This window comes from Arenivirga flava (assembly GCF_030161575.1).
In the GTDB taxonomy this organism is placed as follows: Bacteria; Actinomycetota; Actinomycetes; order Actinomycetales; family Microbacteriaceae; genus Arenivirga; species Arenivirga flava.
In genome coordinates this window covers 2,350,032-2,375,979 of record NZ_BSUL01000001.1, presented here as the reverse complement: position 1 = coordinate 2,375,979, position 25,948 = coordinate 2,350,032, and the positions used below count along the sequence as shown (strand labels likewise).

The window sequence follows — 25,948 nt, the reverse complement described above, 5'->3', positions numbered from 1 at the left end:
TCTGGTACATCCGCGAGTGCCCTGCGAGTCCGGGCCGGAAGGTGGGCACCGCCTCCGTCGCGAGGAAGGCCGACGCCGCCTGCACCCGGTCCGTGTATCCAGCGCTCGTGGGTTGCGGCGCCCTGGCTGCGAACACCCCGGCCGCGCCGAGCCCGAGCAGCGTGAAGACGCCGCGCCGGGAGATGGCCGCAGCCGGCTTCGCATTCCGTTCACTCACTCCGGGTCCTCCGTCGACGGCCGATGATGATGGACGCGATGCCGCCGAGGAGCAGCGTCGCGGTGAGCGCGAGACCGGCTGCGACCTCGGCACCCGTTCGGCCGAGGGCCGGCGCGTTCGCGGGGGCGGATTCGACGGATGCGACGAACCGGAACGTCAGGCGGCCTCCCGCGCCCTGATAGCGGTCATCGGCCTCCTGCGGCAGCGCCGCCTCGCCGCGCAGCTCACGGGTCTCCCCCGGCGCGAGCGCGTCGAGCGGCACCGTGCTGCCGACCAGCTCACCGGCGGGGGTCGCGTCGATCAGCCGGTCGCCGGAGGTCGACGCGAGCGTGACGACGACGGGGGTCGCTCCGGTCGTGACGGGCCCCTCGGCTCCGGTGACGGCGACCGCGAGCGGCAGCGCCTGGTGCGTGCGATTCGTCACCGACATGGACCAGGTGGTGCTGTGGCCGGGCGCGGGGACATCGATCGCGACGGTCTCGGGCTCGACGGAGACCGCCGAGCCGTCCGCGGACGCCGGGACCGGGGCGTGCAGCACCAGCAGGCCCGCGGCGATACCGGTCGCCAGCACGCCTCGAAGGCCGTTCATCGGGTCTCCCCCACTCCCCGGAGGCCGATCCGGGTTCCGGAGCCCGGGACGGCGGGCGGCTGCTCGATCGTCGCCTCGAGCCGCACCGTCCGCGTTTCGCCGGAGGCCAGCCCTTCGAGCACGATCCCGGCGCGATTGACCTCGTCCGCCGAGGCCCCGGCGATGGCCGGGACCGTCGATCCCGCCAGGTACAGGTCGAAACGGAGCGAACCGAACGGGTCACCGGCGACGGGGTCGGGATCGTACAGCTCGATGACCACGTCGCCGTCCGGACTGCCCGGACGGTTGAGGATGCTCACGACCATCACCACCGGATCGTCCTGCGACAGCACGGGTGAGCCGGTGACGCTCAGCCGCACCGCCTGCGCATCCTCCGCCGCGTCCTGCGGGAGGCCGGCGTCGTCGAGCACGGCGAGGTCGAACCGGCCGGGATGGCCGATAGCCGAGCCCGAGACGCCCGTGCCGAGCTCGATGAGCGCCGAGTCGGTGAACGCCGCCGATGTGGCGGCGATGCCGAGCACCGGGATCATGCCGAGCACTGCGAGGCCGAGCATCCATCGCCGTCGCGTGGTGGATGCGGTCACACGCTCACCCCCGTGAAGCGGAACGCGATGTCGGTGCTCGCGCCCTGCCAGCGGTCGTCGAGCTCGGCGGGCAGCGAGAGCTCCACGTCGAGCACCCGGTGCTCGTCGCGTCCGAGCGGGCTGTCCCAGCCCGTGCGCATCGGAGCATCGCGCGGCGGGCGGTCCACGAGCACGGACTCGCCGTCGCGGACGACGATGCGCAGTTGGTCGAAGAGCTCCACGAATCGCCCGGTCGAGGGGTCGAGCTGCCCGACGCGGTCCTGCGGGTCCCAGATCTCGAGCTCGATCGCGCCCGCGAGCGCCGGACTGACGTTGCGGACGGCGATCCGGTAGCTCACGACGCCGCCGGGACCGAGCAGCCGGCCGTCCGCGCCGATCGGGATGCGTATCGCCTCGGGTCGGCCCTGCTCCCAGTCGTCGGCACCGGGATGCCAGTCGGACCGGTGGCTGGCCGCGGCCACGAGATCGAAGCGATTGCGCTCGCCGTCCAGGAGCACGACGACATCGTCGGAGTCCGTGATGGCCGCGGCGGTGACGAGGCCCGCGGTAGCCGCTACGGCTCCGATCGACAGCACGAGGCGGGTGCATCCGGTGCGGCGCTGGATCATCTGGATCCTCTGGTGGGAGTGGGCGGAGCTGCGCGCGGACGGGGCGGCGAGGCGATGGCCCGCCGCCCCCGTCTCACGGCTGGACGGAGATCGCGTCGAAGTAGGCCTGCACGTGCGAGACCTGGCCCTGCAGCGCGTTGTTCGCGGCGGGTGATCCCTGGTCGGGCAGGGTGACCGCGACATCGAGCACGCCCCCTGGCCGCTCGCGTAGACGGCGAGCCCGATCTCGTTGACGGCAGCCTGCGTCGCATCGGTGACGAGCGCGGTGCCGTCGAGCGACACGGTGTAACGCAGGGCGGCGGCGATGCCGGCGTCCGAGGTGAGGCCGGGACGGTCCTGCAGCGAGAACGCGATGTCGGCGGAGAGCGCCGGGCTCTCGTTGCGGAACGGGATGCTCACGCGGACGGTGTCACCCGGCGTGATCAGGTCGGCTCCCGGCACGACGATGTCGACGCCTTCTGCGCCGGAGGCCTCCTGCCAGGTGCCGGGCACGGGCACGCCGTCGGCATCGGTGCCCACCACCTGCATGTTGAAGCGCGTGTCGCCACCGATGCCGCCGCCGGCGGTCCCACCGCCGAGGTTCAGGGTCGCGAAGTCGGTGAAGGCCGCGGCGGTGGCGAGACCGACGGCGACGAGGACGGTGCCCCCGGCGAGGACGGCGCGTTTGCGGCCGGTGTGCGTGCTCATGGATGGGGTTCCCTTCGGGTGGAAGCGTCGATCGAGCCGTCGAACGGCCCGCAATGGTGAGAGTCGCGCGGGGACCGTTTGTCACGCCATAATGAGCAAAAGCCGGTTTCTTTTGCCGATCGGGGGGATGTTCCGTGCCACTCGCCGCTCCTCCGCCCGCCCGCGGAGGTGCCGCGGCGAGCCTGCCCGCGCTCTTCACCGCCCTGCACGCCGAGCTGCTGCGTCAGGCGCGCTCCCACGGTGCGTCGTCGACGGATGCGGAGGACGTCGTCGCGGAGGCCTTCCTCACGCTGCTGCGTCTGCCCGGCGAGCGACTGCCGCGCAACCCGCGCGCCTACCTCCACGCCATCGTCCGGAACGCGATGCGCCGCACCGGCTCGGCCTCACGCGAGGTGCCGACGCCGATGGAGGAGCTCGACCGACCGGTCGTGGACCCGGACCGCCTCGAGGCGGCGGAGCAGACGGCGCTCATCGAGCGCGCGATCGCGGGCTTGAGCTCGCGCGAGCAGCGGCTGCTGCATGGCTCGCTCGTCGAGCGACTCGGCATCGAGCGGCTGGCTCGCGAGCTGGGCCTCAGCACGACCGCCACCACGACCGCGGTCGCCCGAGCGCGCACGAATCTGCGCGTCGCGTACCTCGCCGCCACGCTCGAGGCGCGGCTCTCAGCATGCGGCGCGCCGCCGGAGCACCTCGCTCGGGTGCTGCTGGGGACTGCGAGCGGGCGGATGCGCTTGCTCGTCGAGCGGCACTCCGCAGCGTGCGAGGTCTGCCGCGGCATCCTCCGCGGTGACTAGGACCCCGAGCCGGGGCTCACCAGACGCTCGGCGCGTCCGCCTTCGACGGCGGCAGCGCGGAGTCCGCGGCCCACCGCGCGACCCACTCCGGCAGCACGAGCCCCTCCGGAGGCTCGCCGGTCACGGCGAACAGCTCCTCGTTCGTGACGATCCCGCCCGCCCGGCTGAGCATCCGCCCGCGCACGATACCGGTCGCGTAGACCTGGCCGCCGCGTACGAAGCGCTGCTCCACGTAGAACGCCCGGGCGTCGACGCCGATGAACTTCGTCTCGACGGTGAAGCGCTGCCAGAGGGTCAGCGAGCGCCGGTAGGCGATCGACGAGGCGGCGACGACCGGGTACCAGCCACGCCGCCCGAACTCGGGGTAGAGGTCGGTGCGCAGCATCCAGTCGAGCCGGCCGAGATCCATGATCGACAGGTACCGGCCGTTGTTGACGTGCCGGTAGATGTCGAGGTCGGCCGGCAGCACCCTGAAGCCGGTGCGAGCGACCTCCCAGACGCTGATCCGCCGTCCCCGCCGAGCCAGCCAGGTATGCCAGAGCACGCGCAGGTACATGTTCACCGCGCCACCCTACGAGACCTCCAGCGGATGCGCGGTTCCGTTGTCGCGGCGGCACAAGCGCGCATCCGCTCGCCTACGCTGGCCCGGTGGCCGTGCCCAAGATCCTGCTCTACTACGCGTTCCGGCCCCTCGCCGACCCCGAGGCGGTGCGCCTCTGGCAGCGCACGCTCTGCGAGTCGCTCGGCCTGACCGGCCGCATCATCGTGTCGCCGCACGGCATCAACGGCACGGTGGGCGGCGACCTGCCGCAGGTGAAGCGCTACCTGCGCGCCACGCGCGCGTACTTCGGCGACCTCGACGAGAAGTGGGGCGAGGGCACCGGACGCGACTTCCCGAAGCTCAGCGTCAAGGTGCGCCCCGAGCTCGTCAGCTTCGGCGCGCCGGAGGCGCTGCGCGTCGACGAGCACGGCGTCGTCGGCGGCGGCACGCGGCTCAGCCCCGAGCAGCTGCACGAGCTCGTCGCCGAGAAGGAGGTCGTCTTCTTCGACGGGCGCAACGCGGTCGAGGCGGAGATCGGACGCTTCGCGGATGCGGTCGTGCCGCCGGTCGAGACCACCCGCGACTTCGTCGCCGAGCTCGACAGCGGCCGTTACGACCACCTCAAGGACCAGCCCGTCGTGACCTACTGCACCGGCGGCATCCGCTGCGAGGTGCTGTCGAGCCTCATGATCGAGCGCGGCTTCCGCGAGGTGTACCAGCTCGACGGCGGCATCCTGCGCTACGGCGAGCGCTTCGGCGACGCTGGGCTCTGGCGGGGCTCGGTGTACGTCTTCGACGGTCGCCGGGCGGTGACCTTCAGCGAGGATGCGGCGGTCGTGTCGTCCTGCATCCGCTGCGGTGCACCGTCGGCCCGCCTCGAGAACTGCGCGGACCCGTCCTGCCGCACCGAGCTGGTGCTGTGCGCCGAGCACGAGGGCGTCCGCTGCGCCGCGCACGCGGCGTAACCTTGACGGCGATGCTCATCACCATGCTCACCGGCAAGATCCACCGCGCGACGGTGACCCACGCCGACCTCCACTACGTCGGCTCGGTCACGGTCGACCTCGACCTGCTCGACGCCGCCGGCATCCTGCCCGGCCAGCTCGTCAGCATCGTCGACGTCACGAACGGCGCGCGCCTCGACACCTACACGATCGCGGGCGAGCGCGGCTCCGGCGTGATCGGCATCAACGGCGCAGCCGCGCACCTCGCGCACGTGGGCGACATCGTCATCCTCATCGCCTACGCGCAGGCGACGCCGGAGGAGGCGCGGGCCATCGAGCCGCGCATCGTGCACGTCGACGGCGCGAACCGCATCATCCAGCTGGGCCACGACGCGGCAGCGGCGGTCGCCCCGGGTGTGGAGCGACCGCCGCTGTCGGTCTGAGCGCGACGGCTCAGTAGGTGCTGACGCCCGCGTCGATGGCCGCCATCGTGCCTGCGATGAGCACGATGCTGCTGATGACGCCGATCACCAGGAAGACGATCGAGAGGATCAGACCGACCTTCGCGATGGTGTTCTGGAAGCCCGCCTCCTTCGACTTCTTGAGCGCGATGGCGCTGACGATGATGCCGGCCAGCGAGAACACGAACGCCAGCACGAGGCCGACGATGCCGAGGGTCTTGCCGGGGTCCTCGCCGGTGCCGGCGGCGGGCTGCGGAGCACTGTAGTTGGTCATGATGGGGTCCCTCCCGTGATGTGCGGCCCCAGGTCAGGGGTCGGCACCCGAACGTAGCCGAGGAGCGCAGCCGCCCGCCATGGGTATCGGTCCCCGTCCAGCATCCGACCGTCCCTGCGCCGCCCAGCGCTTTGCGCCAGGATGATGCCATGACCATCGGCATCCTCACCTCCGGCGGCGACTGCCCCGGCCTCAACGCCGTCATCCGCGGCGCGGTCCGCAAGGGCACCGAGATCCACGGCCTCGACTTCGTCGGGTTCAAGGACGGCTGGCGCGGTCTCATCGACGACGACACGATGCCGCTCACCCGCAACGAGATCCAGGGCATCTCGAAGCAGGGCGGCACGATCCTCGGCACCAGCCGCACCAACCCGTTCAGCGAGGGCGGAGGGGTGGAGCGCGTGCAGGAGGTGCTCGAGAGGAACGGCGTCGACGCGCTCATCGCGATCGGCGGCGAGGGCACCCTGGCCGCGGCGAAGCGGCTGACGGATGCGGGCGTCAACATCGTGGGCGTGCCCAAGACGGTCGACAACGACCTGAGCGCCACCGACTACACCTTCGGCTTCGACACCGCCGTGCAGATCGCCACCGACTCGATGGACCGCCTGCGCACCACCGGCGACAGCCACCACCGCTGCATGGTGGCGGAGGTCATGGGCCGCCACGTCGGCTGGATCGCCCTGCACTCCGGCATGGCGGCCGGCGCCCACGCGATCCTCATCCCCGAGCGCAAGACGAGCATGGCGCAGATCACCGAGTGGGTGCGCTCCGCCAACGAGCGCGGACGCTCGCCCCTGGTCGTCGTGGCCGAGGGCTTCAAGCTCGACACCATGGACGATGCGCACTCGGAGCGCGGCCTCGACGCCTTCGGCCGCCCGCGTCTCGGCGGCATCGGCGACCTGCTCGCCCCGCTGATCGAGGAGGCGACGGGCATCGAGACCCGCAACACCACGCTGGGCCACATCCAGCGCGGCGGCACCCCCACGAGCTACGACCGCGTGCTCGCCACCCGCCTCGGCATGAGCGCGATCGACTCGGTCGTCGCGAAGCGCTGGGGTCGCATGGTGGCGCTGCGCGGCACCGACATCGTGCACGTCAGCTTCGAGGACGCGCTCGGCGAGCTCAAGACGGTGCCCGCCGAGCGCTACGACGAGGCCGCGATCCTGTTCGGTTAGGAGCACCGTATGCGCACCCTGCTGGTCGAACGCGACGGCGACGCCATCGCCACGCACCTGCGCGAACGCGACGAGCCCACCGGCGAAGTGGTCGTCGACGTCGAGTACTCGGGCGTCAACTACAAGGACGGGCTCGCGATGGCGGGTCGTCCGGGTGTGATCCGCGACCATCCGCTCGTGCCGGGCATCGACCTGGCGGGCGTCGTGCGCACCTCCGAGAACACCGGCTTCGCGCCGGGCGACCGGGTGGTGCTGAACGGCTCCGGGCTCGGCGAGCGCGTCGACGGCGGGCTCACGGAGGTCGCCGCGGTGCGCGCCGAGCACCTCGTCCGGCTGCCCGAGACGGTCAGCACGTGGGAGGCCGCGGCCATCGGCACGGCGGGCTTCACCGCCATGCTCAGCGTGCTGGCCCTCGAGCGCCTCGACGCGGCGAGCCCCTACGGCGGCGGCTCGGTGCTCGGCGGCGACGTCGTCGTCACCGGCGCGGCCGGCGGCGTCGGCACGATCGCGATCGCACTGCTGGCCGCTTCCGGCCGCCGGGTCATCGCCTCGACCGGCCGGGCGGATGCGCAGGGCGCGTTCCTGCGCGAGCTGGGCGCCGCCGAGGTGGTCGACCGCGACGAGCTGTCGGATGCGGGCAAGCCGCTGCGCCCGACCCGCTGGACCGCAGGGATCGACTCGGTCGGCTCGACGACCCTCGCCGGACTGCTCGCGTCGGTGCGCCCGGGCGGCGCGGTCGCCGCCTGCGGACTCGCGCAGGGCGCGGATCTGCCGGCGACGGTGCTGCCGTTCATCCTGCGCGCGGTCACGCTCGCCGGCATCAACTCGGTGGATGCGCCGATCGCCCTGCGTCGCGAGGCCTGGGCGCGTCTCGCGAGCGACCTCGACCCGGCGCTGCTGCGGTCGCTGAGCACGACGGTTCCGCTCGCCGAGGCGCCGGGGCTGGCCGAGCGGATCCTCGCCGGCGAGGTGCGCGGCCGCACGGTCGTCGACGTGCGCGCCTGAGCCGGGCGGGAGCCCGGATCAGGCGGTCGAGGCCTCCACGAGGGCGCCGATGAGCGCCTGCGCGCCGGGGGTCTCGGCGACCAGGTCGACGCGCAGACCGAAGCTGCGCGCATCCGCTGCGGTCGTCGGACCGATGCAGGCCACGATCGTGCGCTCCGGCACCGCGCCGAACTGCGCGTGCACCTGCTCGGCGACGCTGCCCGAGGTCACCAGGATCGCCTGCATCCCGCCATCGGCGACCTGCTGCACGATGCGCTCCGGCACCGGCAGCCCGACGGTGCGGTAGGCCACGACCGACTCGACCTCGTTGCCCATCCGACGCAGCCCGGCCGTCAGCACGGGCTTCGCGATGGAGGAGCGCAGGGCCAGGATGCGCTGCGGCTCGGCGCTCGAGGGCAGCTCCACCCACTCGCGCAGCATGCCGCTGGCGGAGTTGTCGTCGGTCGGCACGAAGTCGGCGCGGTAGCCGGCGGCCGCCAGCGCCGCGGCCGTCGTCTCGCCGACCGCGGCGATGCGCGTGCGCTCCGGGACGACGGCGCGGTGGGAGGCGAGCACGTCGACGGTGGTCGCGCTCGTGACGGTGAGCCAGTCGAAGGCGCCGTCGGCGAGCTGGCGCAGGGCGGACTCGAGCGCCGCGGCGTCGTCGGACGCGGCGAAGTTGATCATCGGCGCGATGACCGGCGCGGCACCCTGGGCGCGCAGCATGGCGGCCACGGAGTCACCCCAGGCGCCGCCGCGCGGCACCAGCACGTTCCAGCCTGCGAGCGGTCGGCCGGGAGCCGCGGCCCTCACGCGTCCCCGCGCAGGCCCGTGCCCAGGCGTGCGCTGCGGACGGATGGAGCGGGCACGGCGGATCGGGTCATGACCCCCATCATCGCCCCTCCGGTGTCACCCGTCCAAGCGGACTGGATAACGACTCCCTCACGACGGGCGGGATCAGCCCCGGCGGAGCAGGAGCAGCAGCGCACCGCCGGCGGCCACCACGACGCCGGCGGCCCCGGCCGTCCAAGCACCCGGGTTGCGGCGGTAGGAGCGGCGCAGCTTCGCGTTGGTGCGCGAGGCGACCTTCGCGGGGTTGAGCCGATCCTCGAGCTCGTCGAGGGTCGCCTCCAGCTCGGCACGGGCCTTCGCGGCGTCGTTCATCGGGTCCCCTCCGCATCCGAGACGTGCAGGCCCTTGATGGCGCGCACGTCGTCCTTCACGCTCTCGATGGTCTCGGTCGGCGCCGGCGGCACGCCGTGCTTCAGCCGGTTCACGCCGATCAGCACCAGCACGATGATCGCGACCAGGATGATGCCGGCCACGGTGAGCGCGGCGGCCCAGCCAGGCATGATCGTGGCGAAGCCGAGCACGGCCGCCGCGAGCAGCACGCCGAGCATGAAGAACGCGAGCACGGCGGCGACGACGAAAAACGCCACGCCGATGCCGATCGCCTTCAGCTTGCCGACGATCTCGCGCTGCAGGTTGGCGAACTCGGCCTTCAGCAGGTCGGTGACGAGGCCGGGCAGCGACGAGATGAGGCTGCCGAGCGAACGGCGCTCCTCGGTCGTGCTCTTGCTCATGGGGTCTCCTCCGGTCGTCGCGCTGGGATCAGGACTCGTCGGCGTTCTTCGCCGCGCTCGAGCGGGTGCTCGTGCTGCGGCTCGAGCCGGCCTTGCGCGCCGTCGTCTTCGCCGCGGACTTCGCCTTCGAGGCGGCGGTCGAGGTCGCGTCGGCAGCCTTCTCCGCACCCTTGCGGCTCGCGCCCTGCACCTGCACGGCGATCTTCTTGGCACCGTCGGCGAGGAACTCGACGACCTCCGGAGCCTTGTCCTTCGCGAAGTCCTCGGCCTGGTGCACCGGACCCTGCACGCGGGGGTCGTTCCACAGCCGCGAGGCGCCCCTCCGGATCTGCTCGTAGCGCTCGCGTCCTGCCTTCGCGCCGAGCACGTAGCCGATCGCGATGCCGGTGACGAGGATGAGCTTGCCGCGCATGTGGGCTCCAATCGTTGCGGGCTCCCCAGCGTAGCGGCGGGGCCTCGGGGGATGCAGGGACTGCGCACCCTGCTCCCAGACAGTTCGATCAGTGCACGTACTCGAGCAGCTCCTCGCCGAGCGTGCGCATGGTCGACAGCACCCGCAGGCGCTCACCCAGGCTGCGGTCCTCGAAGCGGATGGCGATCGCGTAGGACACGCGGCCCCGAGGCCCGGTGAGCACGCCCGCCTCGGCGCGCAGGCCATCGTCGGTGCCGGTCTTGTTGCTGAGCCGCAGCCCGTGGTCCGAGCCCGTGTGGGCGAGCGGATCGAGACCGAAGGCGGACGCGGTCATCGACAGGTCCGCCCCCAACGACAGCCAGTCGAGCACGCGGTGGCTCGTGAGCCGGTCGACGGCCTCGCCGCGGGTGAGGGCGGCGAACAGCCCCGAGAGCTCCTCGGTGCTGCCCACCGAGAACTGCGGCGCGTCGTCGGGGCCGCGGCGGTCGCGGACGCGGTCGAGCAGCGCCGTGCGCCGCAGGCCGAGGGACTCCGCCCGGGCGCGCACGGCCTCGAGCCCGATCTCGCGCAGCAGCACGTTGGTGGCGAGGTTGTCGCTCAGCACGCCGACGAGCACGGCCAGGTCGGCGGTCGGCAGCGCGGATGCCTGCAGGTAGCGCCACACGCCCGAGCCGGCCGTCGCGTCGGCGACCGAGCGGTCGAGCACGCCGAGACCGGGCACCCTGCCCTCGCCGATGCGGGCCGCCGCCTCGACGAGCAGGAGCACCTTGCCGATGCTCCCCATCGGCATGGCGACCGTGTCGTCCACGGCGAGCAGCGTCTCGTCGGCGCCGCCGGCGGGCGCGACCGCGCGGACGCTCGCCGAGACCTGCGCCCCGGTGTACGCCAGCTCGCCGAGTCGCGAGAAGGCCACGGCGAACGCCGGCGACGCCTCGCCCCGATGGCGCCCGCCGGCGCGCGACCGGCGACGGTCGCGGCGCAGAGCGGGCTGACCCTCGCTCACCAGATGGCGACCCGCTCCTCGGCGGGCAGCCACAGCGCATCCGCTTCGGTCACGCCGAAGGCGTCGTAGAAGACGGGCAGGTTGCGCACGATCTGGTTGCAGCGGAACTCGCTCGGCGCGTGCGGGTCGATCGCCAGCAGGCGGATGACCTCCTCGTCGCGCGCCTTCGTCTGCCAGGCCTGCGCCCAGGAGATGAGGAAGCGCTGCGCGCCGGTGAGCCCGTCGATCACGGGCGGCTCGGCGCCCTCGAGCGAGATGAGGTAGGCCTGCCACGCGATGCCGAGGCCGCCGAGGTCGCCGATGTTCTCGCCGATCGTGAGCGCGCCGTTCACGCGGTGGCCGGGGGTCTGCGCGGGCGCGAGGGCGTCGTACTGGGCGATGAGGCTGGCGGTGCGCTGCTCGAAGGCCGCGCGGTCCGCATCCGTCCACCAGTCCGTGAGGCGCCCGTCGCCGTCGTAGCGCGAACCCTGGTCGTCGAAGCCGTGGCCGATCTCGTGGCCGATGACCGCGCCGATCGCGCCGTAATTGGCCGCCGCATCCCGCGACTCGTCGAAGAACGGGTACTGCAGGATCGCCGCGGGGAAGACGATCTCGTTGAAGCCGGGGTTGTAGTACGCGTTGATCGTCTGCGGGGTCATGAACCACTCGTCGCGGTCGATCGGCCCGCCGATCTTGCCCAGCTCGCGCTGGAACTCGAACTCGTTGGCCGCCTGCACGTTGCCCACCAGATCGCCGGCGTCGACCACGAGCGACGAGTAGTCGCGCCAGCGGTCGGGGAAGCCGATCTTGGGGGTGAACTTCGCGAGCTTCTCGAGCGCGCGCTCCCGGGTCTCGTCGGTCATCCAGGCCAGATCCGCGATCGAGCGGCGGTACGCCTCGATCAGGTTGGCCACCAGCGCGTCCATCGCGCCCTTCGCGGTGGGTGAGAAGTGGCGCTCCACGTAGACCTTGCCGACGGCCTCGCCGAGCGATCCCTCCACGAAGGAGACGCCGCGCTTCCAGCGCACCCGCTGCTCGGGGGTGCCCGTCAGGGTGCGGCCGTAGAAGTCGAAGTTGGCCTCGGCGAAGGCCTTGGGCAGGTACGGCGAGTAGGCGCGCACGATCTGCCAGCGCAGCCAGTCGGTCCACGACTCGAGGGGCTGCTCGGCGAGCGCCGCGGCGGCCGCCTCGAGGTAGTCCGGTTGGCGCACGACCACCTCGTCGAAGGCGCGCTCGGGGGCGCCGATGGCCTCGCGCCACACGTCGAGGTCGACCGCCGGGGTGGCCTCGCGCACCTCGGCCCAGCCGCGCAGGTTGTAGGAGGCCTGACTGTCGCGTGCGCGCACCTTGTCCCAGTGGCTCGCGGCGAGCACCTGCTCCAGCGCGACGATGCGCTCGGCGCGCTCGGCCGCGCCCTCCAGGCCGGCCAGGGTCAGCATCCGCTCGATGTGGGCGCGGTGCTTGAGGCGCACCTCCGCGAACGACTCGTCGCGGTAGTACGACTCGTCGGGCAGCGAGAGCCCGCCCTGGTGCAGGAAGACCAGGTAGCGCTCGGGGTCGCCCGGGTCGTTGTCGACGAAGAGGTGCACGGCACCGCTGATACCCTGGCGCTCGAGCCGGCCGAGCGTCGCCAGCAGGGTGGTGCGGTCGGTGACGGCGTCGGCCTCGGCCAGCAGCGGCTCGATCGGGGTGGTGCCCAGGGCGTCGATGCGGGCCTCGTCCATGAACGAGGCGTAGAGGTCGCCGATCTTGCGGGCCTCGGTGCCCGGCTCGGCCGACTGCGACTCGACGATGATCGCCTTGACGGCCCGCTCGGCCTCCTCGGCGAGGGCGTAGAAGGCGCCGTAGCGGGCCTTGTCGCTCGGGATCTCCGTGCGAGCGATCCAGGCGCCGTTCACGTGCCGGAACAGGTCGTCCTGCGGCCGCACCTCCGGGTCGAGCTCGTCGCGATCGATGCCGGCTGGGAGGAGGTCGCTCATGCGGCCAGCCTAGGCGGGCGCACCGACGTGCGGCCTGGACGGTTCGTGCGGATGACGCTCCGAAGCGTTCGGACTACTCGGCGAGCGCCGCGTCGATCGCGTCGCGCACGTCGGTGAGCCGCTCCAGCCGGACGAGCTCGCCGTCGACGATGATGCTCGGCGTGCCCTCCAGGCCGAGCTCGAGCGCATCGGCGCGGTCCGCCATGACCCGCTCCTCGGTGGCCGGGTCGGCGACCGCGGCGTCGTAGGCGTCGAGGTCGAGACCGAGCTCGTCGGCCAGGTCGCGGAAGTAGTCGCTCGCGTCGTCGAGCTGCGTCCACTGGCGCTGGCTGGCGAAGAGGGCGTCGTGCATCGGCTCGTACGCGTCCTGGTCGGCCGCGGCCTCGGCGGCGACGGCCGCGTCGACGGCGTTCGGGTGGATGTCGATGAGCGGGAAGTTGCGCACGACGAAGCGCACCTCGTCGCCGAGCTCCGCGCGCAGGTCCTGCATCGTCGGCTCGAGGTTCGCGCAGCCGGGGCACTGGAAGTCGAGGAACTCGACGACCGTCACCCGCGGGTCGGCCGGGTCGGTCAGCGCGTGGCTGTCGGCGTTCTCGACCAGTGCCGGGTCCAGGGTGGCCGAGGCACCGTCATCCGAGCCGCCGTTAGAGCCGGAGACGGCGACGATGACCGCGATCACCGCCCCGAGCAGCAGGATGAGGCCGGCGACGATGGCGATGTTGATCTTGGCGGCCTTGCTCATGCGCGGCGGGGTCCTCTCGAGCGGGGTGGGGTGGTCCCGATCGTAGGATGCGCAGCCTGTGCTCAGGCTGCGGAGGCCTCGAGCCCGATGATGCGATCCGCGGTGTGATCCAGCCGCACGTCGATGCGCCCGTCGGGCAGCCGCAGCACCGGCGCCCCACCGTTCCAGTCCATACCGATGCCGCGATCCTGCGCGTACCGGGTCAGGGCCGCGGAGTGCGAGCGGAGCTCTGCCGAGCTGATGCCGTCGTCGAGCACCCGCTTCGTGCGCTCGACGGAGGGCGCGGGCAGCGCCAGCTGCGGGTCGTCGATGAGCAGCAGCGCGACGGTGCCGCCGTCGACGGCCGCGGGCAGCAGCGTGCGCGGGCTGCGCAGCGCCAGCCCCGCGGCGATGCCGAGGCGCCGCCACGTGCGCTCCCCGTCGAGCGGATGCTCCGGGCCGGTGAACTCCGGCACCCCGTGCTCCTCGCCGTAGGCCCGCAGCCGGAGCGCGAGCTCGGTGACGGAGGGGGCAGATCGCCCGGGTTGGCCCACGACCACAGCCACGTGCCGGGGCCGGGTGCCGCCGTGCCGAGCAGGTGCAGCCGCGTCTCGATCGTGCGCGAGCCGTGCCCCTCGAGCCGCAGGGCGCCGCGCTCGACGTCGACGGCGTAGGCCGGCTCGCCGAGCACGGCCCGCAGTTGGAGCTGATGCTCGTAGGCGAGCAGCGACCCCAGCTCGACGAGACGGGCGAAGAGGTCGGATTCGGGGCGGCCGCTCATGTCGTCACCCTAGCGGCGCATCCCGCGCTGCAGCGGGGCTAGGGTGCGGAGACGATGGCACTGCGCAGCACCTCCACCCGGGCCCTCGACCGCGAGATCGGCCGCCTGGCGCTGCCCGCGCTCGGCGCGCTTATCGCGGAGCCCCTCTTCCTGCTCACCGACACGGCGCTGGTCGGTCACCTCGGAGCCGTGCCGCTCGCGGGGCTCGGGCTCGCCGGCACGGTGCTGCACACGACGATCGGCCTGCTCGTCTTCCTCGCCTACGCGACGACGCCCATCGTCGCCCGACGGCTCGGCGCCGGGGATCCGACGGGCGCCGTCCGCGCCGGCATCGACGGGCTGTGGCTGGCGCTGGGGCTGGGGCTGCTGGTCGCGCTGGCCGGCGTGTTCGCATCCGCTCCCCTGCTGGCGCTGTTCGGCGCCGACGCCGCGGTGACCGCGGCGGCCTCGGAGTACCTGCTCGTGTCGCTCATCGGCATCCCGGCGATGCTGGTGGTCATCGCGGCGACCGGTCTGCTGCGCGGACTGCAGGACACCCGCACCCCGCTCATCGTCGCCGGGGCCGGCTTCGCGATGAACGCGGCGCTCAACGCGGTGTTCCTCTACGGCTTCGGATGGGGCCTGGCCGGCTCGGCCGCCGGCACGGTCGTGGCGCAGTGGGGCATGGCCGCGGTCTACGCGGTGATCGCCGTGCGTGCCGCTCGGGCAGCCGGCGCGCCGCTGCGGCCCGGCTTCGGCGGCGTGCTGCGCACGGCGATGGACGGCGGATGGATGCTGCTGCGCACGGTGAGCCTGCGCATCGCCGTGATCGCCCCGGTCGTCGTCGCCGCGGGTCTGGGCACCCCGGAACTCGGCGCCCTGCAGATCGCCATGACGCTCACCAGCACCCTGGCGTTCGCCCTGGACGCGCTCGCGATCGCCGGTCAGGCGATGGTCGGCCACGGGCTCGGCGCAGGCGACCCCGACCGCGTGCGCGCGGTGATGCGGCGCCTCATGGTGCTCGGTGTCGGCGGCGGTCTCGCGCTCGGCGCGGCCCTGGCGCTCGCCTCCCCCGTGCTCGGCGGCGCGTTCACCGGCGACGGCGCGGTGCTCGCCCTGCTGCCGCCGCTGCTGATCGTGCTCGCCGTCGGCACGCCGCTCGCCGGCTTCGCCTACGTGCTCGACGGGGTGCTGATCGGCGCGGGCGACGCCCGCTACCTGGCACTGGCCGGGGTCGTCAACGTGCTCGTGTTCCTGCCCCTCCTGCTGCTCGTCGGCGGCGGCTCGCTGCTCGCGCTGTGGGCGACCTTCACCTTCGGCTACCAGGGCATGAGGGCGCTCACCCTGGGTCTGCGTGCGCGCAGCGGACGGTGGATGTGCCTCGGCGGCTGAAACCCTTCCACTGGCTGTTTTTCGCGATAGGCTGTCCTGGTGAGCACCGTCGCTACCGCCCCCGTCCGTGCCTGGCGCAACGCCCTCTTCGTCGTCTTCACGATCTGCGGCGTCGGTATCGCGTCGTGGATGGCCCGCTCCCCCGGCGTCCGCGACGCGCTCGACATCGACACCGCGCAGTACGGCCTCCTGATCTTCTCCATCGCCGTGGGCTCGATCCTCGGCCTCCTCGCGGCCGGTCACCTCGCCGCCGCCTTCGGCGCAGCCCGTGTCATCCGCGTCGCCCTGCCCGTCGGCGCCGCCGGTCTGCTGGCCGCCGGCGTCAGCGTCACGGTCGCGCCGAGCATCCCGGTCGTAGCGCTCGGCCTGGCGCTCTTCGGTGCGGGATCGTCCATCTCCGACGTCAACATGAACCTCTCCGGCGCCGCCAACGAGCGTGCGCTCGGCCGCACCATCATGCCGATCTACCACGCCTTCTTCAGCGCCGGTGCGGTCATCGGCGCGGGGTCCGGCGCGTTGGCCGAGCACCTCGGCATCTCCTTCGCCGCGCACATCGGCACCGTCAGCGTCGTCATCGCCGTCGCGGCGATCGTCGCCACCCGCTTCCTGCTGCCGGAGGAGGAGGTGCTCGGCGAGGGCGCCGAGGACGAACCGAAGCCGACCGCGCGCGAGCGCCTCGCGATGTGGGGCGACCCGCGCACGCTGCTCATCGGCGTCATCGTGCTCGGCATGGCCTTCGCCGAGGGCAGCGCGAACGACTGGCTCGCCATCGCCATGGTGGACGGCCACGGCACGGATGCGACCACGGGCGCCGTCGCGCTCGGACTGTTCGTGGGCAGCATGACGGTCGGCCGCCTCGTCGGCGTCAGGATCCTCGACCGCTTCGGCCGCGTGCCCGTGCTGCGGGTGAGCGCCGCGCTCGCCGTGCTCGGGCTCGGTGCCGTCATCGTCATCGACGACCCGACGCTCGCGCTCGTCGGCGTGGTGCTCTGGGGCCTGGGAGCCGCGCTCGGCTTCCCGGTGGGCATGTCCGCTGCCGCGGACGACCCGCGCACCGCCGCCGCCCGCGTCAGCGTCGTGGCGACCGTCGGCTACTGCGCCTTCCTCGTCGGTCCCCCGCTGATCGGCTTCGTCGGCGAGGCCTACGGCATCCGCATCGCGCTCGTCGCCGTGCTCGTGCTCATCGTCGCGGCCGGCCTGGCCTCCGCGGCCGCGCGCGAGCGCGGCTCGGCGAAGCAGGAGTCCGCCGCATCGTAGGCTCGTCGTCGTGCGTCTCGTGGTTGCCCGTTGCTCCGTCGATTACGCAGGCCGGCTGAGCGCCCACCTGCCGCTCGCCACGCGCGTGCTGATGCTCAAGGGCGACGGCAGCATCCTCATCCACTCCGACGGCGGCAGCTACAAGCCGCTCAACTGGATGAGCCCGCCCTGCACGCTCAGCCAGGTGGAGCTCGACGACGACCAGACCGCCGCCGGCGTGCAGCAGGTCTGGCAGGTCACCCACGCGAAGACCGCCGACACGCTCGTCGTGTCGATCTTCGAGATCCTGCACGACAGCTCACACGAGCTCGGCGTCGACCCCGGCCTGGTCAAGGACGGCGTCGAGGCGCACCTGCAGAAGCTGCTGGCCGAGCAGATCGAGCACCTCGGCGACGGCCATCGCCTGGTGCGCCGTGAGTACATGACGGCGATCGGACCGGTCGACATCCTCGCCCGCGACGCATCCGGCGGCGCCGTGGCCGTCGAGATCAAGCGCCGCGGCGACATCGACGGCGTCGAGCAGCTCACCCGCTACCTCGAGCTCATGAACCGCGACCCGCACCTCGCGCCGGTCCAGGGCGTCTTCGCGGCGCAGGAGATCAAGCCGCAGGCGCGCACGCTTGCCGAGGACCGCGGCATCCGCTGCCTCGTGCTCGACTACGACGCGATGAAGGGCGTCGACTCGGGGCGCCCCACGCTCTTCTGAGCGCGATCCCGCACCCCGTTCGTGGCGGGCGGATGAGCGGATGCCCGGCTCCGGCCATCCGCTCGATCCCCGCTGTTAGCGTGGCGGCATGGCCACCATCGACATCACCGAAGCCACCTTCGAGCAGACCGTCACGGGCAACGACATCGTCATCGTCGACTTCTGGGCCGACTGGTGCGGCCCGTGCAAGCAGTTCGCCCCGGTGTTCCAGGGCGCGAGCGAGCAGCACTCCGACGTCGTCTTCGCGAAGGTCGACACCGAGGCCGAGCAGCGCCTCGCGGGCATGGCCGGCATCACCTCCATCCCCACCCTCATGGCGTTCCGCGAGAACGTGCTCGTCTTCTCGCAGGCCGGCGCACTGCCCGCGCCCGCGCTCGAGCAGCTGATCGGCCAGGTCAAGGGGCTCGACATGGAGAAGGTGCACGCGCAGGTCGCCGAGCAGCGCGCGGCAGCCGAGGCCGAGGCCGCGCAGCCCGAGGCCTAGAGTCGGCAGGGTGAGCACCGCACCCTCGGCCCCTTGGTCCTGCATCCTCCTCGACCTCGACGGCACCATCGCCGACTCGGCGCCCGGCATCATCGGCTCGCTCGAGCACATGTTCCGCGAGCTCGGCCGCGAGGTGCCCTCGCAGGAGTCGCTGCTGCGATGGGTGGGCCCGCCGCTGCTGGACGCGTTCCGCGACTTCGCCGGCATGACCCCCGCCGAGTCCGCCGAGGCGCTGATCGTCTACCGGCGCCACTACCTCGACCAGGGCGCCGCCGAGAGCGTCATGTTCGAGGGCATGCCCGCCGTCTTCCACGCGATCCGCGAGGAGGGCGTGCCGCTCTCCCTCGCCACGAGCAAGCCCGAGCTGCCGGCGTCGCTCATCGTCGAGAAGTTCGGCCTGGCCGACTACTTCACCGTGCTCGCCGGCGCCTCCGCCGACGAGGTGCGCAGCGCCAAGGCGGATGTGATCGAGGAGGCCCTGCGCCGCCTCGGCGAGCTCGGCGTCGACCTCTCGAACCCCGTCATGGTCGGCGATCGCAAGCACGACGCGGAGGGGGCCGCAGCCCACGGCATCCCCACGATCATGGTCGGCTGGGGCTACGGCCCCGAGGAGGAGCGCGCCCTGGCGTCGGCCTTCGCCGAGACGCCCGCCGACCTCATCGGCCTGCTCTTCCCGCACCGCGCCGCCGCCGCCGCCGCCTGAACGGCTGCGTCAGACGAGCTCACCGATCCGGTCGAACAGGTCGAGCGCCGTCGCCGCCTCGCGCGCGAGGATGAAGCCGACGATGCCGACGATCCAGGCCGTCGTCTCGCCGCCTGTGCGCTCGAGCCACGCCGCGAGCCGGCGCAGCGGCGGCTCGACGAGCCGCCCCGCCACCGTCCGCCCGAGCAGCAGCACGAGCGCGGGCAGGACCATGAGCAGGCAGTAACCGGCCAGCACGGTCACCGTCTGCACCGGCGGCAGCTCGGCTCCCGTCATGATCCCGATCGCGCCGAGGTACGGCAGCATCGTCGCCAGCTCCACGGCACCGGCACCGAGCGCGAGCCCGAGCAGCGGGAGCGTGCCTCCTCCCCCATCGCCCGGTCGCGCAGCCGCGCGAGCCGGCCGGGGCCCGCCCCTCCTTCGGCTTCGTCGGGATGAGGAAGGCCACGACCAGCAGTCCCGCTCCCAGCAACAGCTGACCGACACGGGCGAACGGCGTCTCGAGGAAACCGCCCAAGCCGGTCACGAGTCCGCTGAAGCCGGCGGCCAGGAGGAGACCGATGCCGAAGTAGAAGCCCGCGATCACGGCGAGGTAGCCGAGCATCCGTCCCGGCCGCGGGCGAGTCGGCGCGAGCAGGAAGAACAGGGGGATGAGCAGGGTGCCGAAGCTCAGGCTGTCGATCAGCGCGAGCACGGCCAGCTGGGCGAGCAGTTCGAGCGTCATGCTCCGACCCTCCTCGCGGGCGCGGGTGCGCGCATCGGCGGAAGGAGGGGGCCAGGCCTCCGCATTTCGGCGGAGGTGCGCATCCGCCCGCTGTGCTGGGATGACTGCATGATCGATCGGATTCGCGCCGCCTACCGCGCCGCACCGATCGTCTGGAACACCGCCGCCGTCGTCGCGGTCGGCGTGCTGCTCATCGCCCTCGACACGACCGGCCTCTGGCTGGCGCCGGGCGCCGACGAGCTGTCTCGCTGGTGGCACCTGCCCCCGCTGCTCGCCGCCGCCGGTGCGCTGCTGCTGCAGCGCCGCGCGCCGCTGCGAGTGCTGCTGGCCGTCACCGCGATCGGCGCCGTCGACCTCGTGCTCGGCGGCAGCGTCGGCATGCTGCTGCTCTTCTTCGACGCGCTCTACTCGGCCGTGCTGCGCACCACCGCGGCGCGACGCCGGTGGCTGCTGATCGCCATGGTCGTGGCCACGGTCGGCGGCACGGTCGCTGCGTTCGTCGCGAGCGGCGGGGACCTGCGCGGCACGGTGGCCGCCGCGCTGCTGCTCGTCGGCGTGCTGAGCACCCCGTACGCCTGGGCCGCGGCGGTGCGCGAGGGCCGCGACCGTCTCGAGGCGCAGCAGCAGCTCGCCGCCGCGCACCGCGAGGAGGCCGTGCGCGAGGAGCGGGCCGCCATGGCGCGCGACCTGCACGACACGCTTGCCGGCGAGCTCGCCGCGATCGCGATCCACGCCGAGGCCGGGCTGGCGGGCGCGGGGCGCGAGCAGGCGGCGCTTCGGGCCGTCCGCGCCTCCGGTGTCGCCGGGCTCGAGCAGGTGCGTGCCATGATCCGCGTGCTCCGCACCGAGGGCGCCCCGCTGACGGCACCGGGCCGCCTCGCCCAGCTGCCCGAGCTCGTCGAGCGCGCCGCGGGCCTCGCCGTCACGGTCGAGGGGGCGCCGCCCGCGCTGCCGGTCGCGGTCGACCAGGCCGCGGCCCGCATCCTGCAGGAGTCGCTCACCAACGCGATGAAGCACGCGGCGGGCGCGACGGTGCGCATCCGCTTCACCGGGGAGGACGAGCGGATGCGCCTGACCGTCGACTCCCGCGGCGGCACGCCCTCGTCGGTCACCGGCGACGGCTTCGGCCTCGCGATGATGCGCGAGCGCGCGACCGCGCTCGGCGGCACGCTGCAGGCCGGCCCGGTCGACGGCGGCTGGCGCGTCGAGGCGGTCCTGCCGACGGGAGCCGACGGATGAGCGTGCGCCTGCTCCTGGCGGACGATCACGCCGCCGTGCGCGCCGGCCTGCGCCTGCTGCTCGAGGGCGAGCGGATCACCGTGGTCGGCGAGGCGGCGGATGGCGCGGCCGCGATCCGCAACGCCCGTGCCCTGCGCCCGGATGTGGTGCTGATGGACGTGCGGATGCCGGGCGTCGACGGGGTCGAGGCCACGCGCGCCATCGTCGCCGAGGGCACCGCCCAGGTGCTCGTGCTCACGACCTTCGACCTCGACGAGGTCGTCTTCGGCGCCCTGCGCGCCGGGGCCGCCGGCTTCCTGCTCAAGTCGGCGGGCGCGGAGGCGCTGACCGACGGGATCCTGCGCGTCGCCAGCGGCGAGTCCGTGCTCGCCCCCGAGGTGACGCGCCGCGTGCTCGCCGCGTTCGCCGAGACGCGCGCCCCGGCGCCCGCGCCGGGCCTCGAGCAGCTGACGCCGCGCGAGCGCGAGGTGCTCGCCGCCCTCGGCCGCGGCCTCGGCAACGCCGAGCTGGCCGCCGAGCTCGGCGTCGGCGAGGCGACCGCGAAGACCCACGTGTCGAGCGTGCTCGCCAAGCTCGGCGTGCGCTCGCGCGTGCAGGCGGCGATCGTCGCCCGCGAGGCGGGGCTGGAATGAGCCGGCGCATCGACGCGATCGACGTGGTGCGCGGCGTCGCCATCCTCGGCACGCTGTGGACGAACATCTGGCTGTTCACCGACCCCTGGGGTCTGCTCGGCGGGCTGAGCGCGGTGGGCCAGGGCGGCGAGGCCTGGATCCAGGCGCTCAGCCAGGGCAAGTTCCTCGCACTGCTGACGCTCACCTTCGGCGTCGGCCTGGCGATCCAGCACGACTCCGCGGTGCGCCGCGGGGTGCGCTGGCCCGGCCGGTACCTGTGGCGGGCGTTCCTGCTGCTGCTCGACGGGGTGGTCAACTACATCCTCATCGCCGAGTTCGACGTGCTCATGGGCTACGCCGTCACCGGCGCGATCGTCGCCTGGCTGCTGCTCACCAGGCCGCGCACGCAGCGCGTCGTCATCGCGGTGACCGGCTCGCTGCACCTGCTCGTCATCACCGGCCTCGCGCTGCTGCTGACGACCGTGCCGCCCTCCGAGCCGCCGACCGGCGTCAGCCCGTACGCGAGCGAGTCCTTCCTCGGCCTCGCCGCCTTCCGTCTCGAGAACGTGCTCGCCTTCCGCGCCGAGCCCGTGCTCATCGGCTGCCTCAGCATCGCGATGTTCCTGCTCGGCGCGCATCTGCACCGCGCGGGCGTCTTCGCGGAGGCGGGCGCCCGCATCCGCCGCCGCCTGATGCTGCTCGGCGGCCTCGCCCTGCCGGTCGACCTCGCGCTCGGCGGCCTCGGCGGCGAGGCCGGCGTGCTGCTGCAGCGCTACGCCATCGCGCCGCTGGTCGCCCTGGGCCTGCTCGCGCTGCTCGCCGAGCTGTGCCTGCGGCGCGGGACGGACGGATGGGCGCCGCGCCGCCTGCGCGAGGTCGGCCGCGTCGCCCTCAGCGCCTACCTGCTGCAGAACCTGCTCGCCGGCGCCGTGTTCTACGGCTGGGGCCTCGGACTGGCCGAGCTTCTCGGCGAGCTGCGCACCCCCGTGACGCTCGCCGCCTGGGCGGCGATCAGCGCAGCCATCGTGCTCGCGGCGCATCTCTGGCTGCGCCGCTTCCGGCTCGGCCCGGTCGAGTGGCTCTGGAAGCGCGGCGAGCAGCTGCTGCCGGAGCGACGCCGAGCGGATGCGCCGGTACCGTGAGCCGGTGGACCCCGTCATCGCCCAGCAGCTCGCCGCCCGCTCCGCCGACCTCCTGACCGCCTGGCACCCCGGCAGCGCCGAGCAACGCGCGCTCCGCGACGAGTACCTCGCCTTCATCGAGCACCACGGCCCCGACGCCGTGCGCAAGCCCGCCGGCCCCGAACACCTCACGGCGAGCTGCTTTCTGTTCACCGAGGACCGCGCCCACGTGCTGCTGACGCTGCACCGCAAGGCGGGCCGCTGGCTGCAGCTCGGCGGGCACTACGAACCGGCGGATGCGGACCCGGCCGAAGCGGCCCTCCGCGAGGCCCTCGAGGAGGGCGGCGTGCCCGGCGCCACGCTGGTCGGCCTCGCCGACCTCGACCGCCACGAGCTCGTCGGCGCCTTCGGCGCGTGCCGCGTGCACTGGGACCTGGGCTTCCTGGCCACCGTGCCCGCCGCATCCGCCCCGGTGATCAGCGATGAGAGCGACGACGTGCGCTGGTTCCGCATCGACGAGCTCGCGGATGCGGCGCCCGATGTGGCGCGCCGGCTCGCGCCGATCCTGGCCTGAACGCGACGAAGGCCCCGGATCATCGATCCGGGGCCTTCATCCTGCGGCGCACGGTCCTCGTGAGACGAGAACCTGTGCGCGAGGGGGGACTTGAACCCCCACGCCCTTACGGGCACTGGCACCTGAAGCCAGCGCGTCTGCCAATTCCGCCACTCGCGCAGGTGGCGCGCTCTCGCACGCCAACCTCATCAGATTAGCACGTCACGGAGGTGCCGTGGAGCATGCTCCGAGCGGATGGGATGAGGCACCTGCGGCAACCCGACAGGCCCAGCCGCTAGCATCAACGAAGCCATTCGCCCGAACCGGAGGTCTCATGGGGCTCCTCGACAGCTTCGAGAAAGGTCTCGAGCGCGCCGTCAACGGCGCCTTCGCGCGCACCTTCAAGAGCGGTCTGCAGCCCATGGAGATCACGAACGCGCTGCGCCGCGAGCTCGACACCAAGTCCGCGATGATCGCCCGCGACCGCATCCTCGTGCCCAACGCGTACACGGTGCGCCTCGGCGTCACCGACCACGAGCGCATGGCCTCGCTCGGTCCTTCCCTCATCCAGGAGCTGCACCAGCTGGTCACCCGGCACGCCGCCGCGCAGCAGTACTCCTTCGCCGGCCCGCTCTCCATCGACCTGCGCGAGGATCCATCACTCGGCGAGGGCATGATCCGCATCGACAGCGAGAACGTGCGCGGCGAGGGCGTCTCGTGGCAGGGCGTGCTCGAGATCGCGGGCACGCGTCATCCGCTCCGCCGCGGCCGCACCGTCATCGGGCGGGGCTCGGATGCGGACATCACCGTCGCCGACACCGGCACCTCCCGCAAGCACGTCGCGGTCCTCTGGGACGGCGAGAAGGCCGAGGTCCACGACCTCGGCTCCACCAACGGCAGCAAGCTCAACGGCCGCCGCATCGACAAGGCGCCGCTGCCGCCGGAATCGGTGATCGAGATCGGGCGCACGCGCATCGTGTTCCGCGTGCAGCCGCGACGTTCGGAGGGCCGCCGATGAGCGAGCTGACCCTGCTGGTGCTGCGCATCGGCTTCCTGCTGGTGCTGTGGGGCTTCGTCTTCGCGATCATCTACGCCCTGCGCAGCGACCTGCTCGGTCAGCGCCCGCGGCGCATGCCCGCGGCGGCCGGCGGCTCCCCCGCCCCGGTGCCCGCACCCGCCCCGGCCCGCACGCAGGCGCAGGAGCCCGCGCTCACCGAGCCGGTGTCCGCGCCGGTTTCGGATGCGCTGCCCGGCCGTCTCGTCATCACCTCCGGCGCGAAGGAGGGCACCGAGCTCGACCTCGGCCGCGAGACCCTCACGATCGGCCGCTCCGGCGACAGCGGCCTCGTCATCCGCGACGACTACACCTCGACCCATCACGCGCGCCTCATGGTGTGGAACGAGGAGTGGGTCATCCACGACCTCGACTCCACCAACGGCACCTTCCTCGACGGCCGCCGCGTGACGGTGCCGACCCCGGTCCCCCTGAACACGCCCGTCAAGATCGGCACCACGACGTTCGAGCTCCGGCGGTAACCCCGGATGACCGCCATCGCGCGCAGCGCAGCGGGCTCCCACGTCGGGAAGATCCGCGCCAACAACCAGGACTCGGGCTACTCCGGTCGCCAGCTGTTCGTCGTCGCCGACGGCATGGGCGGTCACGCGGGCGGCGACGTCGCCTCGGCGATCGCGGTGCAGCGCATCCGCGAGATCGACGTGCCGCACGACAGCGCCGATCGCGCCGTCGACGCGCTGCGCGATGCGCTGGTCGCCGCGAACGGCACGCTCTCCGAGGTGGTCCGGGAGCACCCGGAGCTCACCGGCATGGGCACGACCGTCAGCGCGATGCTGGTGGCGGATGGGCGCATGGCGATCGCGCACATCGGCGACTCCCGCATCTACCGCCTCCGCGACGGCGACCTCATCCAGCAGACCGTCGACCACACCTTCGTGCAGCGCCTGGTCGACAGCGGCCGCATCACGCCCGAGGAGGCGGCCGTGCATCCGCGCCGCTCGGTGCTCATGCGCGTGCTCGGCGACATCGAGCCGGATCCCGAGATCGACACGGCGATCGTCGACCTCGTGCCCGGCGACCGCTGGCTGCTCTGCTCGGACGGACTGAGCGGATACGTCTCCGAGGAGAAGGTCTCGGCCATCCTCGGCACCGCCCGCAGCCCTCGCGAGGCCACCGACCGGCTCATCAAGGAGGCGCTCGACCAGGGCGCGCCGGACAACGTGACGGTGCTGGTCTTCGAGGTCGCCGAGGAGGCTCCGGAGGAGCCGCTCGGTCGGGCCACCGTCGGCTCGGCCGCGAAGCCGCTCACCTTCGACGTCGCGCCAACGAAGCGCCCCGTGCGCCTGCCGACGCTGCTGCTGCATCCCATCAAGAGCGTGCAGCAGCAGGAGGACAGCCACTTCGAGCCCGAGAGCGACGAGTACCTCGACGAGCTCATCGAGGAGGACCGCCTGCGCGCCCGCCGCCGACGCATCGGCTGGCTGGTCGGCGTCAGCGTCGTCGTCCTCGCGATCGTGGCCGCGGGCCTGCTCGGCTACCGCTGGACCCAGAGCCGGTACTTCGTGGGCACCGACGGCTCGAACGTCATCATCTACCAGGGCGTGCAGCAGGGCATCGGGCCGATCTCGCTCTCCAGCGAGTACGTCGACACGGGCATCCGCTTGAACGACCTCGACGCGTACACGCAGCAGCAGCTCGAGGGCACCATCAGCGCCGGCAGCCTGCCCGGTGCGCGCGCCATCGTCGAGCGCATCGACCCCGAGTCCGACACCCAGGCGGGCCCGCAGCCCGTGCCGTCCGAGTTGATCGAGCCCACACCCTCTCCGGAGGTGACGCCGTGAGCACCGA

General features: G+C 72.9%; 31 protein-coding genes, 1 tRNA gene and 1 pseudogene. 17 read left to right on the top strand and 16 right to left on the bottom strand.

Annotated features, from left to right (window positions below; all coding sequences use genetic code 11):
* Positions 1–209: 209 nt before the first annotated feature.
* Genes QQK26_RS11485 through QQK26_RS11475 form a run of 3 tightly spaced genes read right to left on the bottom strand, consistent with a single transcriptional unit; the run spans position 210 to position 2,685 of the window.
* Positions 210–806, bottom strand: coding sequence for a hypothetical protein (locus QQK26_RS11485; RefSeq protein WP_284232856.1), 597 nt, complete (start codon positions 804–806; stop codon positions 210–212).
* Complete coding sequence (locus tag QQK26_RS11480) at positions 803–1,327, bottom strand: hypothetical protein (protein ID WP_284232854.1); 525 nt, start codon at positions 1,325–1,327, stop codon at positions 803–805. Before QQK26_RS11480 ends, QQK26_RS11485 begins: the two co-directional genes overlap by 4 nt.
* Before the next feature lie 59 nt (positions 1,328–1,386).
* On the bottom strand, positions 1,387–2,685 hold the full coding sequence (locus QQK26_RS11475; RefSeq protein WP_284232852.1) for a hypothetical protein: 1,299 nt from the start codon (positions 2,683–2,685) through the stop codon (positions 1,387–1,389).
* A 134-nt stretch (positions 2,686–2,819) separates the two neighbouring features.
* Here QQK26_RS11475 and QQK26_RS11470 point away from each other — a divergent pair, with 134 nt between their 5' ends.
* The gene (locus QQK26_RS11470) at positions 2,820–3,479 is read left to right on the top strand and encodes an RNA polymerase sigma factor (protein ID WP_284232850.1); all 660 of its coding nucleotides are present in this window, start codon (positions 2,820–2,822) and stop codon (positions 3,477–3,479) included.
* A 16-nt stretch (positions 3,480–3,495) separates the two neighbouring features.
* Here QQK26_RS11470 and QQK26_RS11465 read toward each other — a convergent pair whose 3' ends face one another.
* Entirely contained in the window at positions 3,496–4,035 is a 540-nt protein-coding gene (locus QQK26_RS11465) for an acyl-CoA thioesterase (protein WP_284234572.1), read from the bottom strand.
* A 92-nt stretch (positions 4,036–4,127) separates the two neighbouring features.
* Here QQK26_RS11465 and trhO point away from each other — a divergent pair, with 92 nt between their 5' ends.
* Positions 4,128–4,985 (top strand): oxygen-dependent tRNA uridine(34) hydroxylase TrhO, encoded by an 858-nt coding sequence (gene trhO / locus QQK26_RS11460; protein ID WP_284232848.1) that lies wholly within the window; start codon positions 4,128–4,130, stop codon positions 4,983–4,985.
* Between the two features lie 11 nt (positions 4,986–4,996).
* On the top strand, positions 4,997–5,407 hold the full coding sequence (panD, locus tag QQK26_RS11455; protein ID WP_284232846.1) for an aspartate 1-decarboxylase: 411 nt from the start codon (positions 4,997–4,999) through the stop codon (positions 5,405–5,407).
* A gap of 10 nt (positions 5,408–5,417) precedes the next feature.
* Here the strand turns inward: panD and QQK26_RS11450 are convergent, their stop codons facing one another.
* Complete coding sequence (locus QQK26_RS11450) at positions 5,418–5,699, bottom strand: hypothetical protein (protein ID WP_284232844.1); 282 nt, start codon at positions 5,697–5,699, stop codon at positions 5,418–5,420.
* A 149-nt stretch (positions 5,700–5,848) separates the two neighbouring features.
* Here QQK26_RS11450 and QQK26_RS11445 point away from each other — a divergent pair, with 149 nt between their 5' ends.
* Positions 5,849–6,874, top strand: a complete 1,026-nt coding sequence (locus QQK26_RS11445) for a 6-phosphofructokinase (protein ID WP_284232842.1) — start codon at positions 5,849–5,851, stop codon at positions 6,872–6,874.
* A 9-nt stretch (positions 6,875–6,883) separates the two neighbouring features.
* Positions 6,884–7,879 (top strand): MDR family oxidoreductase, encoded by a 996-nt coding sequence (locus QQK26_RS11440; RefSeq protein ID WP_284232840.1) that lies wholly within the window; start codon positions 6,884–6,886, stop codon positions 7,877–7,879.
* Positions 7,880–7,897: 18 nt separating this feature from the next.
* Here QQK26_RS11440 and QQK26_RS11435 read toward each other — a convergent pair whose 3' ends face one another.
* The 9 genes and pseudogenes from QQK26_RS11435 to QQK26_RS16520 form a co-directional block, all read right to left on the bottom strand.
* Positions 7,898–8,629, bottom strand: a complete 732-nt coding sequence (locus QQK26_RS11435; RefSeq protein WP_284232838.1) for a uroporphyrinogen-III synthase — start codon at positions 8,627–8,629, stop codon at positions 7,898–7,900.
* A gap of 186 nt (positions 8,630–8,815) precedes the next feature.
* Positions 8,816–9,022 (bottom strand): DUF3618 domain-containing protein, encoded by a 207-nt coding sequence (locus QQK26_RS11430; protein WP_284232814.1) that lies wholly within the window; start codon positions 9,020–9,022, stop codon positions 8,816–8,818.
* The gene (locus QQK26_RS11425; RefSeq protein WP_284232812.1) at positions 9,019–9,441 is read right to left on the bottom strand and encodes a phage holin family protein; all 423 of its coding nucleotides are present in this window, start codon (positions 9,439–9,441) and stop codon (positions 9,019–9,021) included. Before QQK26_RS11425 ends, QQK26_RS11430 begins: the two co-directional genes overlap by 4 nt.
* Before the next feature lie 28 nt (positions 9,442–9,469).
* The gene (locus QQK26_RS11420; protein ID WP_284232810.1) at positions 9,470–9,853 is read right to left on the bottom strand and encodes a YtxH domain-containing protein; all 384 of its coding nucleotides are present in this window, start codon (positions 9,851–9,853) and stop codon (positions 9,470–9,472) included.
* Between the two features lie 88 nt (positions 9,854–9,941).
* Positions 9,942–10,856 carry a serine hydrolase gene (locus QQK26_RS11415; RefSeq protein ID WP_284232808.1) on the bottom strand — a complete coding sequence of 305 codons (915 nt, stop codon included), beginning with the start codon at positions 10,854–10,856 and terminating at the stop codon, positions 9,942–9,944.
* Complete coding sequence (locus tag QQK26_RS11410) at positions 10,853–12,814, bottom strand: M13 family metallopeptidase (RefSeq protein ID WP_284232806.1); 1,962 nt, start codon at positions 12,812–12,814, stop codon at positions 10,853–10,855. Before QQK26_RS11410 ends, QQK26_RS11415 begins: the two co-directional genes overlap by 4 nt.
* A gap of 73 nt (positions 12,815–12,887) precedes the next feature.
* On the bottom strand, positions 12,888–13,556 hold the full coding sequence (locus QQK26_RS11405) for a DsbA family protein (protein ID WP_284232804.1): 669 nt from the start codon (positions 13,554–13,556) through the stop codon (positions 12,888–12,890).
* A gap of 62 nt (positions 13,557–13,618) precedes the next feature.
* Positions 13,619–14,089 carry a DUF6882 domain-containing protein gene (locus QQK26_RS11400; protein WP_348520009.1) on the bottom strand — a complete coding sequence of 157 codons (471 nt, stop codon included), beginning with the start codon at positions 14,087–14,089 and terminating at the stop codon, positions 13,619–13,621.
* A gap of 38 nt (positions 14,090–14,127) precedes the next feature.
* Positions 14,128–14,316: pseudogene (locus tag QQK26_RS16520) on the bottom strand (hypothetical protein); the annotation flags it as partial.
* Between the two features lie 54 nt (positions 14,317–14,370).
* On the opposite strand from QQK26_RS16520, the gene QQK26_RS11390 reads away from it, so the two are divergent.
* From QQK26_RS11390 to QQK26_RS11370, 5 genes are all read left to right on the top strand, one after another.
* Complete coding sequence (locus QQK26_RS11390; protein WP_284232799.1) at positions 14,371–15,687, top strand: MATE family efflux transporter; 1,317 nt, start codon at positions 14,371–14,373, stop codon at positions 15,685–15,687.
* A gap of 39 nt (positions 15,688–15,726) precedes the next feature.
* Positions 15,727–16,944, top strand: a complete 1,218-nt coding sequence (locus QQK26_RS11385) for an MFS transporter (protein ID WP_284232797.1) — start codon at positions 15,727–15,729, stop codon at positions 16,942–16,944.
* A gap of 10 nt (positions 16,945–16,954) precedes the next feature.
* Positions 16,955–17,650: an endonuclease NucS gene (gene nucS, locus QQK26_RS11380; RefSeq protein WP_284232795.1), complete on the top strand. Its 696-nt coding sequence runs from the start codon at positions 16,955–16,957 to the stop codon at positions 17,648–17,650.
* 88 nt (positions 17,651–17,738) lie between these two features.
* Positions 17,739–18,134 (top strand): thioredoxin, encoded by a 396-nt coding sequence (trxA, locus tag QQK26_RS11375; protein ID WP_284232794.1) that lies wholly within the window; start codon positions 17,739–17,741, stop codon positions 18,132–18,134.
* 10 nt (positions 18,135–18,144) lie between these two features.
* On the top strand, positions 18,145–18,837 hold the full coding sequence (locus QQK26_RS11370) for an HAD hydrolase-like protein (protein ID WP_284232793.1): 693 nt from the start codon (positions 18,145–18,147) through the stop codon (positions 18,835–18,837).
* Positions 18,838–18,846: 9 nt separating this feature from the next.
* Here the strand turns inward: QQK26_RS11370 and QQK26_RS11365 are convergent, their stop codons facing one another.
* The gene (locus QQK26_RS11365) at positions 18,847–19,323 is read right to left on the bottom strand and encodes a GAP family protein (protein WP_284232791.1); all 477 of its coding nucleotides are present in this window, start codon (positions 19,321–19,323) and stop codon (positions 18,847–18,849) included.
* Between the two features lie 346 nt (positions 19,324–19,669).
* Between QQK26_RS11365 and QQK26_RS11360 the strand changes: the two genes are divergently transcribed.
* Genes QQK26_RS11360 through QQK26_RS11345 form a run of 4 tightly spaced genes read left to right on the top strand, consistent with a single transcriptional unit; the run spans position 19,670 to position 23,106 of the window.
* Positions 19,670–20,800 carry a sensor histidine kinase gene (locus tag QQK26_RS11360; protein ID WP_284232789.1) on the top strand — a complete coding sequence of 377 codons (1,131 nt, stop codon included), beginning with the start codon at positions 19,670–19,672 and terminating at the stop codon, positions 20,798–20,800.
* Entirely contained in the window at positions 20,797–21,432 is a 636-nt protein-coding gene (locus QQK26_RS11355) for a response regulator (protein ID WP_284232787.1), read from the top strand. Before QQK26_RS11360 ends, QQK26_RS11355 begins: the two co-directional genes overlap by 4 nt.
* On the top strand, positions 21,429–22,553 hold the full coding sequence (locus tag QQK26_RS11350; protein WP_284232785.1) for a DUF418 domain-containing protein: 1,125 nt from the start codon (positions 21,429–21,431) through the stop codon (positions 22,551–22,553). Before QQK26_RS11355 ends, QQK26_RS11350 begins: the two co-directional genes overlap by 4 nt.
* 4 nt (positions 22,554–22,557) lie before the next feature.
* On the top strand, positions 22,558–23,106 hold the full coding sequence (locus QQK26_RS11345; RefSeq protein WP_284232783.1) for an NUDIX hydrolase: 549 nt from the start codon (positions 22,558–22,560) through the stop codon (positions 23,104–23,106).
* A gap of 75 nt (positions 23,107–23,181) precedes the next feature.
* Here the strand turns inward: QQK26_RS11345 and QQK26_RS11340 are convergent.
* A tRNA-Leu gene (locus tag QQK26_RS11340) sits at positions 23,182–23,265 on the bottom strand.
* A 154-nt stretch (positions 23,266–23,419) separates the two neighbouring features.
* Here QQK26_RS11340 and QQK26_RS11335 point away from each other — a divergent pair.
* Genes QQK26_RS11335 through QQK26_RS11325 form a run of 3 tightly spaced genes read left to right on the top strand, consistent with a single transcriptional unit; the run spans position 23,420 to position 25,941 of the window.
* The gene (locus tag QQK26_RS11335; RefSeq protein ID WP_284232781.1) at positions 23,420–24,103 is read left to right on the top strand and encodes an FHA domain-containing protein; all 684 of its coding nucleotides are present in this window, start codon (positions 23,420–23,422) and stop codon (positions 24,101–24,103) included.
* The gene (locus tag QQK26_RS11330; RefSeq protein ID WP_284232779.1) at positions 24,100–24,621 is read left to right on the top strand and encodes an FHA domain-containing protein FhaB/FipA; all 522 of its coding nucleotides are present in this window, start codon (positions 24,100–24,102) and stop codon (positions 24,619–24,621) included. The genes QQK26_RS11335 and QQK26_RS11330 overlap by 4 nt, the downstream gene beginning before the upstream one ends.
* Positions 24,622–24,627: 6 nt before the next feature.
* Complete coding sequence (locus QQK26_RS11325; RefSeq protein WP_284232777.1) at positions 24,628–25,941, top strand: Stp1/IreP family PP2C-type Ser/Thr phosphatase; 1,314 nt, start codon at positions 24,628–24,630, stop codon at positions 25,939–25,941.
* Positions 25,942–25,948 lie beyond the last annotated feature (7 nt).